Genomic DNA, 20,679 nt, shown 5'->3' with positions numbered 1-20,679 from the left:
GCGCGACAGGTACCGGACACTGTCTCTGACCCGTCCAGCGAGCGATGGGTACAGTTTCGGAGAACGGAGATGCTATGTACGAGACGCAGCAAGAAGATCTGCTGGTGGGGCAGATGGTGGGAGGGTACCGTGTTGAGCAACTGCTGAGCAAAGGTCGTGTCAGTGCCGTCTATCTGGCCCGGCACTCTGTGAGTGGCCTGCCGGTGGCCGTCACTGCCATCATTATCCCAGAAGACTTCTCAGTACGGGCGCGTAACCGTTTCATCAGGCGCTTTACCCAGATAGCGACGGCCCTGCTTGAACTTGATCACCCGCATATTCTGCCGATTTACGACTTTGGCGAGCAGCTCGGCTATCCATACTTGATTTCGCCCTATGTCACCGACGGCTCGCTGGCGCACGTCCTCAAACGCGACGGGCGCTGTGCCCCCTCCTATGCCCTGGAGGTGCTCCAGCAGGTGGCGGCGGGGCTGGACTATGCCCACGCCCGAGGCATCGTGCACCGGGCCTTGAAGCCGGCGAACATCGTGCTCCAGGGCGACGAGCATCATGTGACGGTGGCAGGCTTTGGCCTTGTCGATCTCTTGCAGCTACGGGGCGTGCGGCGCGTCGAGCATCCCTATCTCCATCTGCTCAATCTGGCCGGGACCTTCCTCGGATCGCCTGAATATCTGGCCCCAGAGGTCGTGCTCGGTCAGCAGCAGGTCGATGCCCGTGCCGATATCTATGCCCTGGGCATCATCTTATATGAGCTGCTCAGTGGCAAGCCACCCTTCACCGGCAACGATTCGCTGGAGATCGCCCTTCAGCATGTCAAGCAACCAGTGCCGGCCCTCCGCAATCTCTGTCCTTCCCTGCCGCCAGAGATCGATGAAGTGCTCTCGCAAGCTCTGGCGCGCGACCCGGCGCGCCGCTTCCCCTCAGCGGAGGCCTTTGTCACGGCCTACGCGCGCGCCTTGCGACGAGAGCGCAGCTTTGCCGCCGCTGCCGCTGCCCCCGTAGCTGCCAGCATCGCTCAGCTCCAGACCCAGCTGGCTGAGGAAGATGAGCTAACCAGCTCCGGCAGCCACTGGCAGCTGCGACCTCCCATCATCACAGGGCGCCTGCCGAGTGTCAAGCGCAGCGGAGAGCTACCGACCACTGGTCCTCTGGCTGGCGGGCTTGCCTGGCAGGACCAGCCCCTGCCCCTGGTGAAAGAGGCGCCCGCCATTGGAGCGGCGCCGACGAATGGAGCCAGGCGAGAGATGGTCTCGTTGCCCGGTACCCTGCCGCAGGCTGTGCCTCCCATGCCTCCAGCGCCGCCAATGCCTGTTCCCAGCGGCAACAGTGCCGACCTCGACAGCTTTGCCTGGTGGTCCGGGCGACCCGAAGACTATGCCCTCAAGCGCGCCGCGCCAGCCCAGACAGCTGCACCATCAGCCCCTGTCAGGCTGCCCCCCGCGGCTGGCAGCGCCGATCCCGCGCCCGTCGTCTTGCCTGCCCCACCAGAGCGGCGCTCAGAGCAGCGGGTCCACGCCCGCTTGCTGCCGCAAGAGGCGCCGCTTGCTGCCGAGATCCCCGTGAGCACACGGCGTGGCCGCAAGCGGCGCCGGCGTCAGGTAGTGGCTTTGCTCGCCGGCGGTGGCCTGGCCGCGGCTGGCCTGGGTCTGGCTATCAAAACCTCGGCGGCCCAATCGTTGCTGAGTGGCCTCTTCCATACCAACCAGAGTGGCAACATGGCCACCTCCTCTGGTTCCACCACTGGCCAGCAGCAGACCAGTGGCCAGCAGTCTACCACCGGTCAGACCACGAACGGCTCCAATACCAAGCAGAATGGCAAGGTCATCGGCACCACCTCCCTGGCGCTGAACTCAGCCCAGGCCTTTACCAATCCCGCCGATGGCAAGCAGGGGCTGCTCATTCACCTGCCGGGTGGCTCCTTTGCGGCTTACTCGCGAAGCTGTACGCATGAGGGAGTGGCCGTCAACTATGACCCGGCCACCCATTTGCTCGTCTGCCCGGCGCATGGTGCGATCTTTGATCCGGCCAAGAAGGGGAGTGTTGTCCAGGGTCCAGCCACGACCCCGCTCCCGCAGATCATGATTCGCGTCAACGCCGATGGTTCCATCACAACTGTCTGAGCGGAGTGGGCTGGCTCCAGGGTCTACCCCTGGCCGGCCTCCGCCGGGCGTTGCACTGCCGTATGTCCTCTCTCTCCCCTACCGCTGATCTGGGGATAGCCGGGATGGCTATCTCTGGCTTGACGTGCCGGGGCTACCCTGGGTAGACTACAACCAGTGACTCCTGGTGCCGCTACCCTCTCTGGTGGGGGAGAGCTGACGCTGGCAGCACAGTAATCACGTGGGAAGGAGGCGGCGCCTCTCTCTGTTTCCAGGAACAAGGTCTGTTCAGAGGAGGAGGTGCCGCAACAGATGGCCAAATGGACGAGACTGTTCTGGGCTATATCGGCTTTATTGTGGCTGCCCTCATTCTTGCCTGGGCCGCTTTGGAGATCGGTAAACGCCTCAATACTGTCCGCCGCACAGGCACAGGTACAGAGACGGCAGATCGTTTAATCAAGCTGGACCCCTCGCAGCTGAATCAGCTAGAGGAGATGGCGCCCGAGGTCCCCCTTGAAGACGATGAGGATGAGCCGCCCTATCCTCCCTTGCGTTCACGTCTCAACGGGCATTATTCGAATAAGAGTAAACAGACCTTCTAACTGAGCAGAAGGCTGCTGATCGAGTGAGCGGGGAGCAAACTCCTGCTGTAGTAGCCTGGCTTCCGCCGCAGTGGTGTCTGCGCAGCCGCCGGCCCAGTCTGCCAAAGAATGCTCAGTCGAGGTTGTCATCGCGCTCCTGGCCCTGGCCCTCCTGCAGCATACGCCTGATCTCCGCCAGCACCTCGGCGGCATCTAGCTCGGGAGCGGAAGGCGAGGCGTCAGTCTCTGTTTCGTCTTGGGTCTGCCCTTGCTCGCTGCCGGGCCTCTCCTGCCAGAAAAGGCGCTCGCCCTCGTAGCTCTCTAGAAAAGCCTGCTCGCAGGCAGTCAGCGCAGCCCGAGCCGTACAATGCCCGTAGATGATGCGCGGCAGCAGGCTGTGATAGATGACGATCGTCTGAATGACCCCTTCGAGATGCTGCCGGAAGGCTGGTAACGAGAGCCGCTCCTCGCCCAGATAGACACTGGCGCTGAAACGCACCTCCCCATCCTCCAGATCCAGGCCGAAGCGTCCGAGCGGCAGCGTATAGTTCAGGCTCATCAGCGCCTCCAGGCAGCTCCGGCGCCGCCGCTGCGGCAGAATACTGAGATGAGGCACAATAAAGAGCAGTCTTCTTCCCAGCGGTGGGCCGGCCTGCAAGATGATCAGCAGTTGCCACTGCCCCAACTCGTCGTGAAAAACTAGCTCAGCCACTCCCTGGCGCTCGTCCACGCTGGCGACGCGCAGTCCTAGCCGCGTGAGATAGCTCACCACATCGGTCATGCGAAAGTCTTCACTCACTGGTCTGCTCCTTCTCGTTCGCTGCCCACCTGTCGCCGCTCCTCTCCGCTTCACCTCAGAACAAGCAGGCTCTGTCTTTCTGTATGGAGTATAACAACGCCTTGCATCGGTAGTTCTCACCTTCTCGCTATACTGGAAACGGAGAGCACCTCCTCACCGTCGTTTCCCAGAGACGTTACTCTCGCTGGAGCGGCGGCGTCTCTCTTTCCAGAGCATCCCGCGCGCAGCCGCCAGACCGCCGCAGCGCGGCCTGTCCAGGGATGAGAGGAGGATGGAGATGGGTGAGAGAATCGGGGGACTTCTCAGCGTTCTCTCTAGAGAGCGTAGAGACAGCAAGAAGAGTGTCGTGAGATTAGTGAAGGAAGAAGGCAGGAACGCAGAATCATGAGTCAGCCAGCGATCACCAATATCCAGAGCGACTCTAATTTCGAGGCACGGGTACAGCGTGGAGCCGAGAATGCTCTTAATTGTATGGGGGTGGCGGCCACCGACCGACTCTTTATCTTGACCGACTATGAACGCGGGGCGATCGCCCGCCGGGTGGCAGCGGCGGCCCTTGATCGCCATGCCGCTGTCAGCGTGCACTTTCTGGAGCACTACGGCAAACGGCCCCTGACAAGCTTCCCCGAGAGCCTGCGCCAGGACCTGCAGCAGTTTCATCCCACTGTCACCTTCTACATTGCTACAACTCGCCCTGGCGAGATCGGTTTCCGCATTCCCTTGCTGCCCTTTTTGACCCAGGAGCTGCGTGTCCGGCACGGTCACATGCCGGGCATCGATGAGCGCCTGATGGCCGAAGGCATGTGTGCCGACTACGACCAGGTCTATGAGATCACCAACAAGGTCTATGAGATCGTGCGCCAGGCCGAGCGCATCCACGTGACCTCAGCCAAAGGCAGCGATCTGAGCGCGACCTTCCATAAGCACTGGAAGTGGATTCCCTGTCACGGACGCTATCACGAGCAAGGGCAATGGGGCAACCTGCCCGAAGGTGAGGTCTTTACTGCCCCTGCCGATGTCAACGGCGTGGTGGTCTGCGACGTCCTCGGTGACTTCTTCTCCGCCAGGTATGGCGTCCTCAAGCATCCTGTGCGCATCACCATCAAGAATGGCTATGCCACCGAGGTCACCAGCGAAGATACAGCAGTTGCCAAGGAGCTGCGCGATTATCTCTTCTCCGTTCCCAACGGCAACCGCGTGGGAGAGTTCGCCATCGGTACTCTCATCAGCCTCAAGCAGCCGGTTGGCAATCTGCTCCAGGATGAGAAGATCCCCGGCTTGCATATCGCCTTTGGCAATCCGTATCCAGAGTACACCGGGGCTGACTGGGATGCCCGCATTCACGTCGATGTCGTGCCGACAACCTGCACCATCGAGGTCGACGGACGCCTAATTATGCGCGATGGTGAGTTCTGCCTCTAGAGGAGGCGACTCACGTGCCCTGGTCTAGCTAGGGCCTGGGCCGGACTGCCTGAAGAATCTCAGCAGATCCGATCCAGGCCGCCCCCTGTCTGCCCGCTCTCACCTCGCCGCCTCGGCAGAGCTGCTAGTCTAGCGAGCGAGAAGCGACAAAGACAGGGAAAATCCCAAGCAAGCATGACTTGCCCGCCTCGCGCCGATGGCATGGCCGCCACCGGCGAGGCAGTGGCGAAGGAAAGAGGTGCTGCGAAGTGTTGCACAGCAGGGGTCAGGAGCTGCTCGGAAAGACCCTCGGGGGCTATGTGCTCGAAAAGCTGCTTGGCTACGGCGGAAGCAGCGCCGTGTATCTAGCCCGCTGCAATGACTCAACAACCCCTTCCACCCCTGTGGCCCTGAAGGTCTTTCTCCCCCGCACCCATCTAACGAGAACGGCCTACACCGAACTCCAACGCCGCTTCCTACAAGAAGCCCAGGCGGCCAGCCGCTTGCAGCACCCGCACATTGTGCCTATCTACGCCTGGGGCGAGGAGGCCGGCCTCGCCTATCTGGTCATGCCCTATATGGCTGGCGGCACCCTGGCCCACTACGTACGTCGCCACGGCCCTCTCCCCCTAGAGCAGGCCGCCACCTATGTGGAACAAATCGCTTCCGCCCTGGACTACGCTCATCAGCGCGGCTACATCCACTGCGACGTCAAGCCCGCAAACATTCTGCTCAATGAGCAAGGGCGCGTCTTCCTCTGCGACTTCGGCATTGCTCGCCTGCTACAGGACGCGTTCCCGAACGAGGGCCATGTTGAGGAAGCGCCAGCCAGCGAGCAGGCTGCCGCCATGTCTATCCCTCTAGGCACTCCTGATTACCTGGCCCCCGAGCAAGCCCTCAATGAGCCAGTTGATCACCGCGCTGACATCTATGCTCTTGGCGCTACCCTCTTCTATCTGCTGGCAGGACGTCCCCCTTTCCAGGCCGATTCCCCCATTGCGCTGGCCCTGCTGCACGTCCACGAGCCACCTCCTGCCCTCTGCGAGCTTGATCCACGTATCCCGCCCCAGGTCGACTATGTTCTGCGTAAGGCCCTGGCCAAGTTTCCCGAGGAGCGCTTTGCCTCCGCCCAGCTCTTGAGCGAGGCCTTCCAGCAGGCGATCGCTGGCCCAGAGACACCTGCCCGTCTCCGCCTGAGCGTACATGGCCTGCTCCTGCCGGCCTGGCTCCCTTTCCCACTCGTTCGGCGCCTGGAAGCGCTGCCCATTCCCTCCAGCGTGAGCGGTAGATGGAAGATCCTGCTGCTGACCCTGCTTTTGCTGCTCCTGCTCTGCTCCAGCTCGCTCGCCTACGCCTTGCATGCTGCCCGCACAAGACCAGGAAACGGCGCCAGCGCCAGCCTGTCAACCTCTGGCTTCTCTCCCCCTCAGCCCACGCTGGCCCTCACCGCTCCCGATCAACTGCTGACTGGAGCCAGCGATTGGCCTCATAGCACTAGCGCCTTCTTTGCCGATGGAGAGTATTATCTCCTCAATACCACACCGGGAACCAGCGCTCTTGCGCTCTACGCCCGCCATCACTTCGACGATTTTCACCTGGCCGTCAACGTGCGTCAGGTGCGTGGCTCCCACAACGACGCCGACTACTATGGCGTGGTCTTCCGGGCCAGTAGCGACCAGCAACGCTATTACGTTTTTGCCGTTGCCAGCTGGGGTGGTGGCTCGTATGCCGTCTGGCGCTACAGCGGACGCTGGACGACGCTGGCCGAAGGACCAGCTCCCAGCTTGCTGATCGGGCCGGGGGCCGTCAATACCCTCGAGGTCGATGCTCATGGTCCCCTCTTGCGCTTCTTTATTAACGGACAGGGACTCTCTTCTACACCGCTGCATGATTCTGCTCCTTCTGCCCCTGTCAACGGCAGCATTGGCCTCTACGTGGAAGAAGAGGGCAGCGAAATCGCCTGCTCACAACTCTATATTGGGCCTGCTCGATTCTAAACCCAGACTGGCCCCGACGCCGGTGGATGGCTCGGCTTGTATGCTTGGTTGCTGGTCTACCCGCTTCCCTGCCCGGGCCTGGCGTAGGCAGTGCTCGCCCTCCTCGCCTCGTCCCAGGGACAAGGTGCTGCTCGTCGCATCCCGGACAGAAAATAGAGTATAATTCGAAAGGATCGTCTTGAAGGCGTTGCGTGTCGATGGAGCCACCTCTGCCGGACCTGTCGCTTTGAAGAGCAAAGGATCACGTATGAAAGGTCGTTCAGCCCTTTATCGTCCCACTCTTGGCGTAGAGGAAGAATTTCAGCTTGTTGAGCGCTGTAGTGGTCAACTGTGCGGTGCCATCGAGCGCGTCCTGGAGCAAGGTCAAACCCTCTTTGGCGAGCAGATCAAGCCCGAAATGCATGCCTCAACGGTCGAGATTATCAGCCCGGTCTGTGCCGATATCGCCGCCGTCCGACAAGAGCTGTGCGAGTTGCGCCGGCGTCTCATCGAGGTTCTGGCCAAAGAAGACCTGGTACCTATCAGCGCGGGCACCCATCCCACGGCTCGCTGGCAGGACCAGCAGCGTACCGAACGCGAGCGCTACATAGAGCTGGAAGAAGAGGAGCAGGACGTAGGCCGCTCGCTGCTCATCTTTGGCCTGCACATCCATGTCGGGATTCCCGACCGTGAGGTGGCCATTGCCGTCATGAACCAGGCTCGCCTCTGGCTGCCCCATCTGCTGGCGCTCTCTGCCAACTCACCCTTCTGGGCAGGCAGGCTGACTGGCATCAAATCCTACCGCTCCGTCGTCTGGAAACGCTGCAACCGCAGCGGCCTGCCTGAAGTCCTGCCCAGCCTGGCCCACTTTGAACGCTATGTCGACGACCTCATCGAAGTCGGTGCCATCGACAATGGCAAGCGCATCTGGTGGGACATCCGCCTCCATCCCTTCTTTGACACCCTCGAATTCCGCATCTGTGATATGCCAGCCACCCTGGAAGATACCATTGCCTTGGCCGCTCTCTGCCAGGCCCTCGTGGCCAAGCTCTACCTCCTCTACCAGCAGGGAGTCACCACCGTCGTCTTGCCGCGCCTCTACATCGAAGAAAACAAATGGTTGGCCATGCGCGATGGGCTGGATGCCACCTACTTCGACTTCCCCAATCACCGCCGCCTGAGCATGCGCGAGGCCATTGGCGAACTCCTTGACTTCGTCGCCGACGTAGCCGAGGAGCTGGGTAGCCAGCGGGAAATGGCCTATCTGCGTGCCCTCTTAGCTGATCCCCGTGGAACCGGCGCCGATCGCCAGATCGCCATCTATCGCCAGACCGGCACCATCGACCAGGTCATCCGGCTCCTGATCGAACAAACCGCCCAGGGCGTGCTCGAAGTGGCCTGAACCCACCCAGGAGCAGACAGCTGGTGAACGAGCAGTCCAACCACTCGCTCGCTCACCAGCTGTCTGCCCTGGCCCTCTCCCTACCACAAGGCCCAGAAAATCCTATCCCAGCGGTGTGGCCCACGAAGGCCGCTTAGGAAAGAGCGTCTGCAGCAGCATTTCCGCCGTCGGCTTCACCTCAATATCGGGAAAGGCGTAGCTCAACTCATCCAGACTGCGATAACCAAACAGCAACGGCAGAAACGCCTGTGGCGGAAAAGCCGCATCAGCCTGCTCGTAGTCAAAGGCAGGCTTCAACTCTTGTACTCTCTCCAGCTGACCCGCCTGAAAATGCAGCAGCAGCTCGCGGCCATAGAAGTGTAGGCTCAATTTCCCACTATAGCCGGCCAGCGGCGAACGGGCCAGCCGATGCTCCAGTACTGGGGCCACCCGACGCAGGAAGACCGCCAGATCAGGCACACGGACATACCAGGCATAAGGGCGGCTACTCCGCACCGCCAGCGGCTCGCCATAGCGATTGGGCAGGCGCAGTAATGCCGCACGGATCGGGTGCTCAGTGGACAGATAAAAGCGCAAGTGATCAATCTCAGCTGGCTCTCTACGTACCGGCATCTGCCGGCCCCTGGCCAGAATGGCCCGCAGCACAGGGGGCAACAGCCAGAACAGATCGACCCCGGGTACTACCTCAAAGCAGTGCATCACCGGCACTGCCGAGCGCCAGCGCATGGTCGGCATCACCAGAAAGCCGAGAAAGTCCTCGCGCTCACTGTCCATCACCTGAACATGCCAGTGCTCACCCGTGCGGCAGTCCTGCCAGTGCGTCAATTGGTAGCGCCACCACTTCTCACTGATCGGCGTCGACACCGCTAGCTCACCCTGCTGCCGGCGAGCCTCGTAGAGCGCCATAATGGCTGGCAGATCTTCCAGGGTCGCATCGCGCAATCGCACCGGTTCCCGACCATCATCGGGAGCCGGTGGAATCAGAGCCACTGGCAAGGTCAGATAACCATCTAGCTCCAGCGCATACTCGTAACCGAACTGACGGTAAAAGTAGGGAATACCCGTAATCGCCTGCACCAGAGCGCCCTCAGCCTCGCTGCGCGCATGGAGCAGCCCAAAAAGCGCGCGAATCAAGCCGCGATGGCGATAGTCAGGATCAGATATCACCAGCTCAGGACGCCCCACCAGCAAGCGGACGTCCTCGTAATCCCAGAACTGGCGCCAAAGACAGGCGCAAGCCACCACGCGATTGCCACCGCCTCGCCTGTCCTCTACCAGCGCAAAATCGCCACTTCCCATCAGTGGGTGACTGTCACTGAGCAACTCGCGCACATGCCAGGCCAGGGGCTGATTAAGAGGCTCTGTCGGCCTATTCAAAAAGACCTCACACTCCAGCCGTGCCAGCTCCTCAGCATCCTCGGCGCGCGACCAGCGCAATCGCAGGCCATCGCCCAGATCGCGCACATACTGCGGATCGGCGGGGGATAACCCGCTGAAAGACATCATGGAAGCTCCTTTCTCCGTTGAAGTGTAGTAGATGATCATAAAAGACAAAAAAAGTCCTGCTCCTTGACGTTGGCCTTGGAGACCGGGCCGGGACAAGAGCAGGTCTTGCGTCTGCAGACCGCTAGCGAAAGCGGTTGCTATCCAGGAGAAAGAGAGAAAGAGAAGAGCAGACGCTGAAAGGGTTCAACGATGAGGTGGACAGCAGGCAGCAGAGAAAGCGAGCGGCTTTGGCTGCCTGAAGGGAGAGAGAGCCGGGCTGGCCACCGTGGGATGAATCGCCTGCGCCTGACCAGGCCGAAGGGTGCACTGTCTCTTCATCACCAGGGGCCTCCTTTCAAGGTCAAACAATGAGCGGGCCTACACCGGACCGGAAAAGCAACAAAAGTATAGCCAATGGAAGGCTCCCTGTCAAGCAAGAGGAGAAGACACAACGGAGAGCAACTTCTCCGCCATCCAGGCAAAGCATCACTTAGGGTCGCTGTGGGTCGTAGCTCCAGCGGGCGAAGATCGCTGTTGACAGCAAGCGTTGAGCGCTTTCCTCCACCAGGACCATCTCGCCAGTCGTAATCGTACCACCGTAGCCGCGCATCATCTCCTCCAGAGCATAGTATAAGCTGAGAGCCGAGGAGCGGATCGCATATGTGGTCAGCACCACGAAGAGCGGCTCCTCGCTCAGGAGCGAGCGGCAGGTCTGCAACAGTGTCGGAAGCGACTCCTGCAGCTTCCAGACCTCACCACGTGGGCCGCGACCGAACTTCGGCGGATCGATAATCACCCCATCGTAGCGCGAGCCGCGGCGCACCTCGCGCTGAGCGAACTTCAAAGCATCATCCACGATCCAGCGAATCGGACGAGAACTCAAGCCAGAGAGGGTCTGATTGGCGCGTGCCCACTCCAGAATCTTCTTCGAGGCGTCGACGTGGGTCACACTGGCTCCAGCGCTGGCAGCGGCCAGAGAAGCCAGACCCGTATAACCAAAAAGGTTCAGCACCCGTACTGGGCGCCGACGGACCGCAGCGCTCACCAGCTCTGCCAGCCAGTTCCAATGGCTGGCCTGCTCAGGAAAGACCCCCAGGTGACGGAAAGGCGTAGGAGCGGCCCAGAAGCTCAGATGTTTATAGCGGACCATCCAGCGCGGCTCAAGAGGATGACGGAACTGCCAGCGCCCATGCTGCTCTTGATCTTCCGACAGCGGGGAACCGCTCACGAAAATGGCGTCGGCCTTTTCCCAGAGCTTGCGTGGCAAAGCAGGCTGCCAGAGGGCCTGTGGCTCGGGACGCACAAAGCGGTAGGGGCCAAGGCGTTCCAGGCGGGCTCCTGCCCCGCTATCCAACAGCGCATAATCCTGCCACTCCCCTGGGGTGAGTAAGAGCAGCGAAGGCCGCTCCGCGGGCCTTGAATTCAGCTGATCTAGAAGCTGACCCATGCCAATACTCTAAAGGATCACAGCCGTTTTGGCAAGATGTGAGTTGCCCCCGCCAATCTCGACTGACCATAACCATCATTGTCTTCACCCGAAGCTCCGGGTTGGCGGTGCTCTGCTAGAGGGCTGCGGTAGCCCTGCCGTTGGTGAGCATCCTGGCTGCAGAGCGGGCAAACCCTCCTCAACGCACACTGTCCTGCATCCTGCAGAAAACGCACTGTGAGGCAGCTGTGAGAGAGAGCCAGACCGATGTTGCGAAGGGCGGCACAGGCGCGGAAAAGCAGTGATCTGGAATTGACATCGAGTTGCCAACCTTCTATACTGAACTAGGCTACAATCGGTGCCTGTCCATTGAGCATAGCAATCGTCAGCAAAACAACGGCAGCCCTATGGGCAGGCTCAAAGCAACAACCGGAAAGTCAGACTTGTGGCGGCGCCGACCCCATACCGGGCGGTTCCATTGCCAGAGAGAGTCAGCAAAGCAACGAGGCGCCCGCGCTCTCTGAATGGACTGAGAAGCTCAGGGGGGCGCTGACCGCGAGCTCGAGAAGACACGCGGGGCCTGATTGCTTGCTTGCTGACTGCCAAACCTTCTTGCTGCGAGGAAGACGCACAGGCCCCAGCTCGGATCAAGCTCATCTCAGAGGAAAAGGAGGCGGCGCTGTTCCCCCTTCCTGCTTACAGGCCGAGCGTGCTATGGCGTAGGCAGGGGTTGATGCGCCGGAATGTTGGATGCCCTACGTGATCACTCAGCCGTGCATTGGCGTGAAGGATGCTTCTTGTGTTGATGTCTGCCCGGTAGATTGCATTCATCCAACACCGAACGAAGAGGGGTTTGAGGAGAGCGAGCAGCTCTACATCAATCCCGATGAGTGCATCGACTGCGGCGCCTGTGAGCCGGCATGCCCGGTCAACGCCATCTTTGAAGAGTCGGCGGTGCCTGATGAGTGGAGGCATTTTATCAAAATCAATGCCGAATTCTTCAAGAGGTAGAGGGGCTGAGCCGAGGAGGCAAAAGGAAGGAAGCGGAGCGTGCTGGTCGCCTGGCAACGTCAGGGGCGGGCAGACCATCGATCTGCTTGAGGGACTGAAAGGGCTGTGATATAATGCAGGTGCATGTATCATCGAGGAGAAAAGAACTTTTATTGAGGGAGCTGCCCCTATGCCAGTAACGAGGCGCAGACGCGCGAATCCACCAGAGCAACCGGAGAACGACAACCATAACCATGTGGCGGAGCAAGGAGAGGAGGTTGCAGCCGAGCCACTGACAACGGAGCAGGCTCCCATTGTACCGCTGGATGGTGAGCAGGCATCGGCAGCGCCTCCCCGCCAGGGAGCACAGGCTCCCACGCAGTCGGGAGAGGCTATCTCGCTGCCGTTCCCGCCCAGTGAAGCACTCGCCACACCCGCCGGCCCAGGAACTCCACCGGTGGCCAATGGTGAACGTCCGCCAAGCGAGCGGCAAGGCCCCGACTATCTCCCTGCTGTGCCTGCGGAAGGGGGCCGTCGTACGGCTCGTGAGTACTTCCGTCGACCGGCAGCGGCGATTCCCACCAGTGCCCCTGGTCCAGTGGCAACCTTCCAACAACCGTCACCTCCGGCCCCATCCCATGAGATTACCTTGCCGCTGGGCAACCTCTTGCATCTGGCCTATAATCCCAGCTATACCGGAGCCGAAGAGGCGCGCAGCCAGCTGCTGCGCCGCCTGGAAAGCGAAAGTAAGGCTGGTGGACGCGCCCGCTGTTGGAACTGCGGTTCCCTGGCTGTCGTCTACGATCGCTGGGAGACACGCAGCAAGGCCTTCGGCGAGGTTGGTGTGGCCTATTGCGAGATCTGTGGCGTCTGGAGCGTCATGTAAGCCAGTGAGTCGCCGCAGGTGGTGAGGTGGGCGCTGGCTGTCCCTGCCCTGCCCACCTTATCTTGTCTTACCCTATGCCGCCGCGCCGGCTCGGGCCGCTACTCCCGGCTAACCCTCACTGAAGGGGCACAGATCGGGCAGGCAAGTGCCTGGCCTGTCTGGCTCATCGTCCACAGCTGGGCAAAGCCTGGCCTGACTCTGTACTGAGGTGCTAACCAGTCACTCGCATATGGAAGTCGGCAGCTGGCAAAGCTGGCTTCCTCGGCTGGTTAGTAGAGCCGAGTGCGAATAAGTAAGAATGGATAGCTGGCTGATCAAAAGCGTAGGCAGAGCGGAAGGAATCCCCCAGCTTGGTGAGAGATCACCTTGCCTGGAGCTTCGGCCTGGGGCAAGTCATGTCAGTGCCATAGCAGTGGTAGGTGAGCAAGAGGACAGGCAGGCGGAACCAGAAAGGAGAGGGGGAAGAGGAGGGAAGGAAGCCTAACGCACAATCCGTCGCCTGCCAGGCCGTACGCTGGTCCTGGGTGATCGCCCTGGCTTCACGGGGGTAGATGGGCGAGAGGAAGAAAGGATTGATGGATGGAACCGGTTCAGTTCAGCTGGCTTCCCCCGGCTGCTAGTCCGGCAGCGTATCTGTATACTTGCTTCCTCTCCCCTACAGTCAGGTGTTGTTCTCAGGCTCCTATTGCGCACTGATCTGAAGGAGTGAGGGATTTATGCCGACGAGTCAGGATCAGGAGAACGAGACACTGCGTCGCTGCCCCCGCTGTGGGGGTCTTCTCTACAAGCCTCTGGGGAGCAGTTTCTATTGGCATGCCGATAGTAACCATCCACCTTGCGATATCACCAATATCGCCGAATCCTCCTTCAAGCCGCGCAGTGCAGAGGCCGAGAACCCGGCAGAGGGGCGTGAATCCTCGAAATAAATCCGCCCTGCCGGGCGTTTCCTTTTCTAGAAAAGATCCGTGCTGAGCCTGAAGAAAAGGGAGAAGAAGGAGAAGGCAGAGAGCAAAGGAGGGAGGGAGTGTACAACTTCAGGCCCACGGCTGCGTAATATCTTGATGAAGGAGGAAGCAAGAAACGGCAGCGGCTCTGGCTATCGCCGCGCGGAAAGACTGTAAAGACTGTGTCCCAAGCGCATCGCAGCGGAGCCGAGTGGCAGCGGAAGCAGCTTGTTTCCCTGAGTGAGGTGAAGCATGTATAATCCACGCTATAATTCACCGTTTGGTATGGGAGGAGAGCGCAATAACTGGCTTGGCTCCTACCCTTACCAGACGATTCCTTACGTTAATGAGCGGGCGGGGAGCCTGGTTAGCAAGGTCATGTTGCTGCTGGCCATCTCCTTCCTGGTGGCCTGTATCGGTACCTTTGTCGGTATCTCCTTCTTTGCTCAGGTTGCCGGCTTGGGAGCCTACCTGCTGGTTGCCCTGGGTGGCCTGGTCGTCCTGTTTATCCTGCAGCTGGCGATCAATGTCCATGGGCTCAATCTCTTCCTGCTCTACCTGTTCACTTTCCTGGAAGGGATGTCATTGGCACCCCTGGTGATGGCCCTCACGGGGGCCGGTATGGGGAATATTCTCGGTGAGGCTTTCTTGATTACGGCGCTGTCCTCGTTGGGGCTGGCCGCCTATGCCTGGACCACGCGCCGTGACTTCTCTGGCCTGGGGAAGTACCTCTTCTTCGGCGTGATTCTCTTGCTGGTGGCGGGCATCATTGGTCTCTTCTTGCCCGGCCTCTTCGGCACGGGCCTGGGTGGCCTGCTGATTTCCATTGTCGGCATCGCGATCTTCGGCGGCTATGTGCTCTACTATGTACAGCGCGCCAAGTATCTGGCCGATACCCTGCCGAACGCCATCATGCTCACCGTCGCCATCTTTGTGACGGTGATGAACCTCTTCCTCTACATCCTGCGCTTCCTCATGATCCTGCAAGGAGGGAACCGCAGCAATCGCTAACAAAGACAGGAGGCGCAAAGACGGCCCTGGCAAGCGCTTGCCTGGATGATAGATGAGGGTCGGGCATAGCGAATCAGGCCGACTGACTGGTGAAGGTCGAGCAATGAGGCAAAACAAAGTCGATCCGATCCGGTTGACTGTGTCGGGGCGCTGGCCCTGTCTCGACCTTCTCGCCAGGCGAGCAGTGAAACTGGGAGGATGGAAGGAGAGGAGCAGAAAGGAGATGGCCCTGACTCAGCTCAGCAGCCATCAGCTCGGTCAGTGCGGCAACAGGACTCTTGTCACGATCAAGGCCCTGGCTATTGCGAGAGCCTCACGCCGCTGAGTATAATCAAACGGTGGCCTGGCTCTCTGGAATAAGGGCAGTGCTGCCATTGTTTTTCTAACTGAAAGCCTTTGAGGCTATCTTTGCTTCCCTCAAAAGGCAAGAAAGAAACCCATTTCCATTCCAGGGAAAGAGAGTCACGCGAATGGCTGAGCGTTCCAATCTGTTCCATATCAGCGATAGCGACTTCGAGGCGCGGGTGCTCAAGTCTCCGACGCCAGTGATCGTCGATTTCTGGGCAACCTGGTGTCCCCCCTGTCGTGCCCTCGCTCCTACTTATGAGAAGTTGAGCGACGAGTATCAGGGGAAGCTGGCCTTTGCTAAGATGGATATCGACGAGAACCAGATCACACCCATGCGTCTGCAAATCCAGGCCGTCCCAACGCTGATTGTCTTCAAAGATGGTCGAGAGGTAGCCCGCTTGGTGGGTCCCCATCCGCTGCGCCTGAAGAGCGAGATCGATCGCATCCTGGCTCAGGTCAGCGTCGCCTAATCCCCTTGCTAAGCGGGTAAAGGGAGAAAGTAAGAGGCAGTGTCGAAGGAGAAGTGCGACGATGAAGGCTGTTTCAAAAACCGCCCGTCTGACTCGCACTTCTCCATGTATGTCCCCCTCTCGACGCTTTTCGGCTTTTATGATATATTCTTCTCATCATCCTGACTGCCTAAGAGGTAGAATCCTGTTGTCTGGACATAGGGGGGACTGTATATTATGCCAATGTTGGAACGTTCGAACCCGCTGCCGCTCTATTACCAGCTCAAAGAGGTGCTCAAGCAGCAGATCCGCGCCGGGCATCTAGCCCCACATACTGCTATCCCGTCCGAGCCGGAGCTGGTGGCGCGCTACCGCGTCAGTCGCGCCACGGTGCGGCAGGCTCTGACCGAACTCGTCCATGAGGGCCTGTTGTATCGTCAACATGGCAAAGGGACCTTTGTCTGTGAGCCGCGCGTGCAGCAGACGCTCAGTGAGCTGACCAGCCTGAGCGAAGACATCCGCCGCCGGGGCAAGCGCCCGGGTGGGTTGCTGCTCGTTAGTGAGCTGGTTCGCGGCTCTGAAACGGTGCGCGAGCGCCTGCGCCTCCTCGATGAAGAGCAGGCGATTCGTCTGGTGCGTGTACGGACTGCCGATGAGGTGCCGATCGCTTACGAGGTCGATTATCTGCCATATCCGCGGGCTACGGGCATCTATCAGCGGGCCAAGGAACTGGGTGAAGGCTCACTCTATAGTATGATGGCCTCGGAGGGCCTGACCCCCTATATCGCCGAGCAGAATGTGAAAGCTGCCCTGCCTTCGGCGCGCGAGGCCGAACTCCTTCGCATTCCCCCGGACGAACCCGGTTTGCGCGTCACGTGCACCACTTTCGATCAAACCGGCTCACCTATCGCCTATAGTGAAGTATTCTATCCAGGATCTCGTTATGAATATATGGTAACATTGCGTGTCGCCAAGTCCTAAATGAGAGGTTGCCGGCTTTGGCGATCACCCGCCTGTGGAGGTGGTTGGTGAGCGAATTCTGCTGCAACTCTCGCATCTAGGGAGAGCAGAGCCAGCGCCCTGCTTTCCTCGCCTGCCTCGCTCGGTGCTGGCTAACGAGACAGCGCGCACCCGCTGTCAGCTCTCCTATGTTGACTGCCTGACTACCCTGAAAGACGATCTGCACACAGAGCGGGCCGGCCTTGTCTGGCTGAGGGTACTGCAGAGGAGTGTCCTGGCTCCGGTGCCAGCAAGACCGGCCTGCCTTGTTTAAGAGAGTCTGCTCCTTATTATCATATACACGTGTTGATCTGCTTTTGCTAAGATACTGCTGATCTTCCTGTCTGGACTTTCTTCTCTTCGCCTGGCCTCCAGGAACAGACTAGAAGAAGCCCTGGCAGCATGTTATACTAGGCCGGGACGTGCTTTTGCGTAGAACCTTACCTGTTGACCACTGTTAGTCAAGCACACTCTGATGAGCAATTAAGAAGGGTAGCTACTGATGGAAGACATACCAGAAAGAGAAGGGGCTGCTGTGTCGGGGGCTGCTGCTCAGAACGGCACGGCGGATGTTCGCCGTCGTGAGGAGCAGGAGTGGACCGATCGCGGCAACGAGGCGGCGCGCGCCGGTGACTATGAGCAGGCGGTGGCCGCTTTTGAGCGAGCGGTGGCTGCCAATCCCGACAGTGCCCGCTCGCGCTACAACCTTGCCTTAGCACAGCAATATCTCGGTGATCGAGAGCTGGCCATTGCCGGCTATCGACGCGCCATCGATCTTGATCCTGGTCTGATTGAGGCCTATGTTAACCTGGGCCATCTTTATAGCGAGCTGGGTCTCTATGAGGAGGCTATCGAGACCTTCCAGCAGGCTCTGGAGATCGATCCTGAGAACGATGAACTCTATGTCAGCCTGGGCGATACCTACCGCCTTCAAAACCTCTATCAGGATGCGGTACAGGCCTATCGGCAGGCGCTCATCCTCAATCCTGATCACCCTGTGGCCTCTGCAAACCTGCGCGACGTGCGTGGGCGCATCAATGACCAGCTACGTCGGCTCATGGCTCAGGAGGCGGAGATCGATGAGAACCCTGCTGATCCCGCCCACTACGGTGAGCTGGCCGCCATCTACCTCGACATGCGGCGCTACGATGAGGCCCTCTCGGTCGCTAACCAGATGCTGGCCCTGGCGCCCGACGATCGGGCAGCTTACGATGTGTTGGCCCAGGTCTATGAACAGATGGGCGAGCGTGATCAAGCTGCCCAAACGTATGAGCGTATTGTGAGCCTGGCCCCAGAAGATGCTACTGCCTGGGAACGGCTTGCATACTGGCGCTCACTGCAAGGGCAGACAGAGGCCGCGCTGCAGGCCTATCGTCGCGCCCTGGAACTTGATCCTCAGCTTCAAAGCGCCCGCTTCGGCCTGGCAGAGACCTGTATGGAAGCTGAGCGCTATGAAGAGGCTGCCAGCGCCTATCAGGAGCTGATCGCTGCCGCCGATGATCTGCAGGAGGAAGAGCTGGCAGCGGCCTATGCCGGCCTCGCCGATGCCTACAACGCTCTGGGCCGCTATGAAGAAGCCATCGCAGCGGCCAGTGAGCTTCTCCGGCGCTTCGAAGATGACGCAGAGGGATACTATCAGCTGGCTACCGCCTACGACGCCCTCGGACGCTATCAGGAGGCCATCGAGAACTACGAGAATGCCATCGAATCCGATCCCCTCAATGCTGACTACTACAATGACCTGGCTGATACCTATCGCGAGGTCAAACGCTACAATGAGGCGGTTGAGATGGCCCGACAGGCCATAGCTCTGGACCCCTCGCTGGTGCTGGCTTATGAGACCCTGGCTCAGATCTACCAGGAGATGGGGCGACCCGACGAGGCTCGCGAAATCCTTGCTCAGGCAAGCGAACTGCGTCAGGCCAGTGAGGCCCTCTAGCCCCTGGCTGGTCTCGTTCTTTCCTCGCTCAGCACCGTTCAGGCAGGCAGGAAGGGAGAGAAGCGGCGCGGTGCGGCACGGTGCAGCGCGGTGCAACGCGCCGCCCATTACGACGGACCCGTTCCCTTGGGAACGGGTTGCTCCGGTCTGCTCCGCCCGCGGTTCGCTGCGCCGCTACGGTTCCAGGCGACCTTTGATCGTCTCGGCGAAGCTCTCCAGGTCAGCCAGGCGCTGTCGGATGTGGTCATAGAGCAGATCGCGGTTCAGTGTGCTGGGATCGCGGATCAGGGCATCGCGCAGGTTTGTCAGAACCTCCAGGCGATAGGCGAGCGTCTTGGGAATCAGCTGCTGGGCTGCCACGATGCTCAGTAGTTCATGGTAGTCCTCGGGTCGGCGCAGGCCGAAAGAAGCGACCAGGATGCTGCAGATCTGCAGGCAGGCTTCAATGGCAAGCTGAAGGTAGCGCTCTGCCAGGCCATAGATACGGTAATCGCTGGTGAACTCCTCGCGCTGCGTCTCCCCCAGGCCGCGCAAAATGCCGATAGCCTCGCTCAGCTGCTGCAAATGACGCTGTACCAGGTCCTTATCTATCGGCAGCAGTTGCTGCTGCAGGCGGCGGCTCAGGGCCTGATTCTGAATTTCGTCAAAGCGCTTGAAGTCCAGATAGTCCATGACCGCCTTGGTCTCAAACATGATGCGACGCTTCTCATCGCGACTGTAGAGAACCTGGCCATACTTGATCACTTGCAGCTTGAGCAGCAACGAGGCCTGATTCAGGATCATGACATCAATATTCTCGGTCTCCAGGCGCCTGGCCAGCTCGCTGAAAAAGTAAAGCTGATAGTCGAGGAACTGATCCGAGCGCACCTGGTCCATCAGGAGAATGGCAATATCGATATCGCTCAGTTCCCCAAAGGTCGTGCGTCCCTTCAGTACGCCTGTCAGATACGCGGCATTGACGGGATTCTGGGCGAAGAATTGGTGAAGCTGTGCCTGCTTCTCAAAGAGATTCATCAGCAGCCTCCGATCAAACTCCTTGAGGACTGTCGGGAGACAGTAGCAGAAGGCTTCAAGGAGTATCCCCCATCCGTTGAGAGACCGGGGGTGCTTTTCTGCCAGTCCTTTGCCTGTATGCAACAGTCTGGTGAGAAGAGAGGCGCTTTCCTCTCTCTTCTATTGTTATGTAATATTCTACCATAGAAATGAGCCTGGGATGGCCTCCTGACCTCTGCGCTCCTGCTCAGCTGACAGAGAGACTAGCCTGCCCCACTCACTGATGGGCTGTTCCTGATCTCGCTCTCCTCAACAGGAAGGAATGAAGGCGAAGTCGGAGGAGATACTCAGCAGCGCGAAAGGATCAGGAGCATGTTTCCTGGTTAGCTGACTGGTCTAAAACTGGTCTTGGGGCTGGTTGTCCAGCCAGGCATGGCCTGGAGCAGGATCACGCCACACCAGCCTGGACAGCTCCCTCCGCTCTGGGCCTGTCGACATGCACCGCCGCTCAACTCAGCTTAGTTAGCCCTCTACCCAGGCTTCTCCGTCGAGGCTGACCTCTTTCTTCCAGATTGGAACGGTGGTCTTGAGCGTATCAATGATGTAGCGGCAGGCTTCAAAGGCTTCGGCGCGGTGTGGCGTTGCGACCACGATAATCACGCTGGCCTCGCCAATCTCCACGCGGCCAAGGCGGTGAGCGACTGCTACCCGCTCTGCCCCCCAGCGTTGGCGGGCCTCCTCCACAATGCGCCGAATCTGCTGCTCGGCCATCTCAGGGTAGGCATCGTACTCCAGATAGCGGATCTGTTTGCCGCGTGCGTGGTTGCGCACTACTCCCTCAAAAATGACAATGCCGCCAATCTCGGGCGCGGCCACTGCGGCCAGCAGCGCCTCGCGATTCAGCGGCTCGCGCGTAATCTGAATCACCGGCTCCATAGGCCCATCCTGCCA

The 20,679-nt window shown here is 59.9% G+C and carries 17 protein-coding genes; 12 read left to right on the top strand and 5 right to left on the bottom strand.

Annotated elements, in window-relative coordinates; translation table 11 throughout:
• The first annotated feature begins 74 nt into the window (after positions 1-74).
• Both KTAU_RS01555 and KTAU_RS01550 read left to right on the top strand, forming a co-directional pair.
• Positions 75-2,120: a protein kinase domain-containing protein gene (locus KTAU_RS01555; RefSeq protein WP_170292975.1), complete on the top strand. Its 2,046-nt coding sequence runs from the start codon at positions 75-77 to the stop codon at positions 2,118-2,120.
• Between the two features lie 299 nt (positions 2,121-2,419).
• Positions 2,420-2,701 (top strand): hypothetical protein, encoded by a 282-nt coding sequence (locus KTAU_RS01550; protein WP_151726712.1) that lies wholly within the window; start codon positions 2,420-2,422, stop codon positions 2,699-2,701.
• Between the two features lie 112 nt (positions 2,702-2,813).
• On the opposite strand, the gene KTAU_RS01545 is transcribed toward KTAU_RS01550, so the two are convergent.
• A complete protein-coding gene (locus tag KTAU_RS01545; protein ID WP_151726711.1) occupies positions 2,814-3,479 on the bottom strand; it encodes a type III secretion system chaperone family protein in 666 nt (221 codons plus the stop codon).
• 384 nt (positions 3,480-3,863) lie between these two features.
• On the opposite strand from KTAU_RS01545, the gene KTAU_RS01540 reads away from it, so the two are divergent.
• The 3 genes from KTAU_RS01540 to KTAU_RS01530 all read left to right on the top strand — a co-directional run bounded on the left by KTAU_RS01540 (position 3,864) and on the right by KTAU_RS01530 (position 8,258).
• Complete coding sequence (locus KTAU_RS01540) at positions 3,864-4,901, top strand: aminopeptidase (protein ID WP_151726710.1); 1,038 nt, start codon at positions 3,864-3,866, stop codon at positions 4,899-4,901.
• A 248-nt stretch (positions 4,902-5,149) separates the two neighbouring features.
• A complete protein-coding gene (locus KTAU_RS01535; RefSeq protein ID WP_170292974.1) occupies positions 5,150-6,877 on the top strand; it encodes a serine/threonine-protein kinase in 1,728 nt (575 codons plus the stop codon).
• A gap of 247 nt (positions 6,878-7,124) precedes the next feature.
• The gene (locus KTAU_RS01530; RefSeq protein WP_151726708.1) at positions 7,125-8,258 is read left to right on the top strand and encodes a carboxylate-amine ligase; all 1,134 of its coding nucleotides are present in this window, start codon (positions 7,125-7,127) and stop codon (positions 8,256-8,258) included.
• Positions 8,259-8,360: 102 nt separating this feature from the next.
• Here the strand turns inward: KTAU_RS01530 and KTAU_RS01525 are convergent, their stop codons facing one another.
• A complete protein-coding gene (locus tag KTAU_RS01525; RefSeq protein ID WP_170292973.1) occupies positions 8,361-9,764 on the bottom strand; it encodes a GNAT family N-acetyltransferase in 1,404 nt (467 codons plus the stop codon).
• A gap of 469 nt (positions 9,765-10,233) precedes the next feature.
• Positions 10,234-11,190, bottom strand: a complete 957-nt coding sequence (locus KTAU_RS01520) for a class I SAM-dependent methyltransferase (protein WP_151726706.1) — start codon at positions 11,188-11,190, stop codon at positions 10,234-10,236.
• 729 nt (positions 11,191-11,919) lie between these two features.
• On the opposite strand from KTAU_RS01520, the gene KTAU_RS01515 reads away from it, so the two are divergent.
• From KTAU_RS01515 to KTAU_RS01485, 7 genes are all read left to right on the top strand, one after another.
• A complete protein-coding gene (locus KTAU_RS01515; protein WP_112427959.1) occupies positions 11,920-12,180 on the top strand; it encodes a 4Fe-4S dicluster domain-containing protein in 261 nt (86 codons plus the stop codon).
• Between the two features lie 169 nt (positions 12,181-12,349).
• Positions 12,350-13,045 (top strand): hypothetical protein, encoded by a 696-nt coding sequence (locus KTAU_RS01510; protein WP_112427957.1) that lies wholly within the window; start codon positions 12,350-12,352, stop codon positions 13,043-13,045.
• Between the two features lie 716 nt (positions 13,046-13,761).
• On the top strand, positions 13,762-13,971 hold the full coding sequence (locus KTAU_RS01505; protein ID WP_112427955.1) for a hypothetical protein: 210 nt from the start codon (positions 13,762-13,764) through the stop codon (positions 13,969-13,971).
• Positions 13,972-14,241: 270 nt separating this feature from the next.
• The gene (locus KTAU_RS01500) at positions 14,242-15,000 is read left to right on the top strand and encodes a Bax inhibitor-1/YccA family protein (protein ID WP_151726705.1); all 759 of its coding nucleotides are present in this window, start codon (positions 14,242-14,244) and stop codon (positions 14,998-15,000) included.
• Positions 15,001-15,470: 470 nt separating this feature from the next.
• Positions 15,471-15,818: a thioredoxin gene (trxA, locus tag KTAU_RS01495; protein ID WP_112427948.1), complete on the top strand. Its 348-nt coding sequence runs from the start codon at positions 15,471-15,473 to the stop codon at positions 15,816-15,818.
• Positions 15,819-16,034: 216 nt separating this feature from the next.
• On the top strand, positions 16,035-16,778 hold the full coding sequence (locus KTAU_RS01490; protein ID WP_151726704.1) for a GntR family transcriptional regulator: 744 nt from the start codon (positions 16,035-16,037) through the stop codon (positions 16,776-16,778).
• Positions 16,779-17,298: 520 nt separating this feature from the next.
• On the top strand, positions 17,299-18,735 hold the full coding sequence (locus KTAU_RS01485) for a tetratricopeptide repeat protein (RefSeq protein ID WP_151726703.1): 1,437 nt from the start codon (positions 17,299-17,301) through the stop codon (positions 18,733-18,735).
• A gap of 174 nt (positions 18,736-18,909) precedes the next feature.
• On the opposite strand, the gene hepT is transcribed toward KTAU_RS01485, so the two are convergent.
• Both hepT and KTAU_RS01475 read right to left on the bottom strand, forming a co-directional pair.
• Positions 18,910-19,749, bottom strand: coding sequence for a type VII toxin-antitoxin system HepT family RNase toxin (gene hepT, locus KTAU_RS01480; protein ID WP_151726702.1), 840 nt, complete (start codon positions 19,747-19,749; stop codon positions 18,910-18,912).
• A 501-nt stretch (positions 19,750-20,250) separates the two neighbouring features.
• Positions 20,251-20,664: a molybdenum cofactor biosynthesis protein MoaE gene (locus tag KTAU_RS01475; protein WP_151726701.1), complete on the bottom strand. Its 414-nt coding sequence runs from the start codon at positions 20,662-20,664 to the stop codon at positions 20,251-20,253.
• Positions 20,665-20,679: the final 15 nt, after the last annotated feature.

The sequence above is a fragment of the Thermogemmatispora aurantia genome, assembly GCF_008974285.1.
GTDB classification, from domain to species: domain Bacteria; phylum Chloroflexota; class Ktedonobacteria; order Ktedonobacterales; family Ktedonobacteraceae; genus Thermogemmatispora; species Thermogemmatispora aurantia.
This window is presented reverse-complemented; position numbering and strand designations above follow the sequence as displayed.

Coding starts and splice junctions, on each gene's coding strand:
- KTAU_RS01520 (WP_151726706.1), bottom strand. CDS start 11,190: ATGGGTCAGCTTCTAGATCAGCTGAATTCAAGGCCCGCGGAGCGGCCT.
- KTAU_RS01505 (WP_112427955.1), top strand. CDS start 13,762: ATGCCGACGAGTCAGGATCAGGAGAACGAGACACTGCGTCGCTGCCCC.
- KTAU_RS01515 (WP_112427959.1), top strand. CDS start 11,920: ATGCCCTACGTGATCACTCAGCCGTGCATTGGCGTGAAGGATGCTTCT.
- KTAU_RS01485 (WP_151726703.1), top strand. CDS start 17,299: ATGGAAGACATACCAGAAAGAGAAGGGGCTGCTGTGTCGGGGGCTGCT.
- KTAU_RS01500 (WP_151726705.1), top strand. CDS start 14,242: ATGTATAATCCACGCTATAATTCACCGTTTGGTATGGGAGGAGAGCGC.
- KTAU_RS01525 (WP_170292973.1), bottom strand. CDS start 9,764: ATGATGTCTTTCAGCGGGTTATCCCCCGCCGATCCGCAGTATGTGCGC.
- trxA (WP_112427948.1), top strand. CDS start 15,471: ATGGCTGAGCGTTCCAATCTGTTCCATATCAGCGATAGCGACTTCGAG.
- KTAU_RS01490 (WP_151726704.1), top strand. CDS start 16,035: ATGCCAATGTTGGAACGTTCGAACCCGCTGCCGCTCTATTACCAGCTC.
- KTAU_RS01550 (WP_151726712.1), top strand. CDS start 2,420: ATGGACGAGACTGTTCTGGGCTATATCGGCTTTATTGTGGCTGCCCTC.
- KTAU_RS01510 (WP_112427957.1), top strand. CDS start 12,350: ATGCCAGTAACGAGGCGCAGACGCGCGAATCCACCAGAGCAACCGGAG.
- KTAU_RS01530 (WP_151726708.1), top strand. CDS start 7,125: ATGAAAGGTCGTTCAGCCCTTTATCGTCCCACTCTTGGCGTAGAGGAA.
- hepT (WP_151726702.1), bottom strand. CDS start 19,749: ATGAATCTCTTTGAGAAGCAGGCACAGCTTCACCAATTCTTCGCCCAG.
- KTAU_RS01555 (WP_170292975.1), top strand. CDS start 75: ATGTACGAGACGCAGCAAGAAGATCTGCTGGTGGGGCAGATGGTGGGA.
- KTAU_RS01540 (WP_151726710.1), top strand. CDS start 3,864: ATGAGTCAGCCAGCGATCACCAATATCCAGAGCGACTCTAATTTCGAG.
- KTAU_RS01475 (WP_151726701.1), bottom strand. CDS start 20,664: ATGGAGCCGGTGATTCAGATTACGCGCGAGCCGCTGAATCGCGAGGCG.